The organism is Catenulispora rubra, from assembly GCF_015356825.1.
GTDB classification, from domain to species: Bacteria; Actinomycetota; Actinomycetes; order Streptomycetales; family Catenulisporaceae; genus Catenulispora; species Catenulispora rubra.
The window spans coordinates 1-2326 of sequence record NZ_JAACYW010000572.1 but is presented as its reverse complement, the minus strand read 5'-3'; the positions used below and the strand labels follow the sequence as shown (position 1 = coordinate 2326).

2 protein-coding genes are annotated in these 2326 nt (G+C 72.7%); both read left to right on the top strand.

What is annotated here, in order from left to right:
* Positions 1-70 precede the first annotated feature (70 nt).
* Entirely contained in the window at positions 71-544 is a 474-nt protein-coding gene (locus GWK61_RS54120; RefSeq protein ID WP_323748200.1) for a YraN family protein, read from the top strand.
* A gap of 420 nt (positions 545-964) precedes the next feature.
* Positions 965-2326, top strand: a 1362-nt coding sequence (locus GWK61_RS54115) for a YifB family Mg chelatase-like AAA ATPase (RefSeq protein ID WP_194922216.1), incomplete at its 3' end; no start/stop codon positions are given.

Sequence of the window (2326 nt, the reverse complement as noted above, 5' to 3'; positions counted from 1 at the left end):
CTGTGTATAAGAGACAGGTCCCAAGCGGCCCACCGAAGCGGCCGGCCGAACGACCGGGAGGAGCTCAGCGGTGACCGGCACAACCCCATTCCTGGAGGTCGAACACCACCTGACGGAATTCCCGTCACCGGTCGACCACAGCGCAATGTCCCCAGTCCGCCTCGGCCGCGAAGGCGAAGACATCGCCGCCGCCTACCTCACCGCCTGCGGCTACCACGTCCTGGACCGCAACTGGCGCTGGCGAGGCCCCGACGTCCGAGGCGAACTCGACATCATCGCCCTGGCCTCCGACCTCCTGGTGACCGTCGAGGTCAAAGCCCGCCGCGAAGGCACCGGCGGCCGCCCCTTCGACGCAGTGACCGAGGCCAAAAGAGCCCGCCTCTGGAAACTCGCCAACCGCTGGCTCGCCGAACACCGCCTCGACCCCGCCTTCCGCACCCACCTCCCCCGCGGCGTCCGAGGCATCCGCATCGACGTCATCGGCCTCCTCTTCCCCGCCGACGGCCGCACCGAGCCCCTCATCGACCACCTGCAGGCGGTGTGAGATGCGCGCCATCGGCACTGCTGCCCTCGCCACTGCCCCTGCGATTTCCTGCGCCGCCCCGACTGCTGCCACTCTGACCGGCATCGCCCGGCCCGCCGCCGCTCCGGCCGCCAGTGCTTCGGCCATCGTTTCCACCGCCCCAGCCCTGGCCACGGTTCCGACCGCCGCCTGCGCTGCTCCGATCGCCTCCGCCGTCCGTACCGCCCCAGCTCCGGCGACCGCCGTCTCCACACTCCTGGTCACCTGCTGTGTCGACATCTCCGACCAGCACCGCGTCGCCCGAGCCTTCATCACCGCCGCAATCCGCCTCGGCCCGGCCCTACCCACCGAGCCCGACCGACTCCCCGCACCGGCGTACCTTGGCCGCCACCGTCGCACCGAAGCCGCCCACCCTAGCCACCCTCCCCGGGCGGTCCGGCCATGAGCATCGCGCGCACCCACGCCGTGGCCCTCAACGGCACTCAAGGCGTCGTCGTCGAGGTCGAGGTCAACGTCACCCGCGGCGCCACCCGCACCCAGATCCTCGGCCTGCGCGACACCGTCCTGTCCGAATGCCGTGACCGGGCCCGCGCCGCCGCCTACAACTCCGGCCACCGTTGGCCCGACGGCAACGTGACCGTCGGCCTGTCTCCGGCCTGGGTCCGCAAGGAGGGCTCAGCCTTCGACCTCGCCGTCGCGGCCTGCGCGCTCGCCGCCGACGGCACCGTCAGCCAGCTGTCGCTCCAGGGCGCCATGTTCCTCGCCGAACTCTGCCTCGACGGCCGCCTGCGCCCGGTCCGCGGCGTGCTCCCGGCCGCCCTCGCCGCCCGCGACCACGGCCTGACCACGGTCTTCGTCGCCGAACCCAACGCCCTGGAGGCCTCCCAGATATCCGGCCTCGAAGTCCACGGCATGCGCTCCCTCGCCCAGGTCGTCGCGTTCCTTCAGGGCACAGAGATCCCCGACGCCGAACCCCTGCCACAGGACACCGCCCCACGCACCGGCCCCCTGCGCTCCCCGCGCCCCCTGCCCGACATGGCCGACGTCCTCGGCCAGTACGACGCGCGCCGCGCCCTCGAAGTCTCCGCAGCCGGCGGCCACCACCTCCTCCTGGCCGGAGCCCCCGGAGCCGGCAAGACCCTGCTCGCCGAACGCCTCCCCTCAATCCTGCCGCCCCTGGCCGAGGCCGAGGCGCTGGAGGTGTCCTCCCTCCACTCGATCTCCGGCACCCTGCCGTGGGACAAACCCCTGATCACCGACCCGCCATACCAGAGCGTCCACCACACCTGCACGGTCGCCGGCATGGTCGGCGGCGGCACGGGCCGCATCCTCCCCGGCGCGATCAGCCGTGCTCACCGGGGCGTCCTGTTCGCCGACGAGATCGCCGAAATGCAGCGCGCCGTCCTGGAAGCCCTGCGCGAACCCCTCGAAGCCGGCGAGATCGTCATCGCCCGAGCCTCCGGCATCGTCATCTTCCCCGCCAGATTCCTCCTGGTCGCGGCCATGAACCCGTGCCCCTGCGGCCGCGCCGGCACCGCGGGCGGCCAGTGCACCTGCACCCCCGACGCCCGCCGCCGCTACACCCAGAAGCTCTCCGGCCCCTTCCTCGACCGCATCGACCTCCGCCTCCAGGTCCACCCCGTCGGCCGCGCCGAACTCTTCGGCGCCCTCCCCGGCGAATCCAGCGCCGACGTCCGCGACCGCGTCCTCGAAGCCCGAGCCCGAGCCATCCACCGCTACGCCGACCGCCCCTGGACCACCAACGCCCAAATCCCCGGCAACGCCCTCCGCGCCGAATTCGCC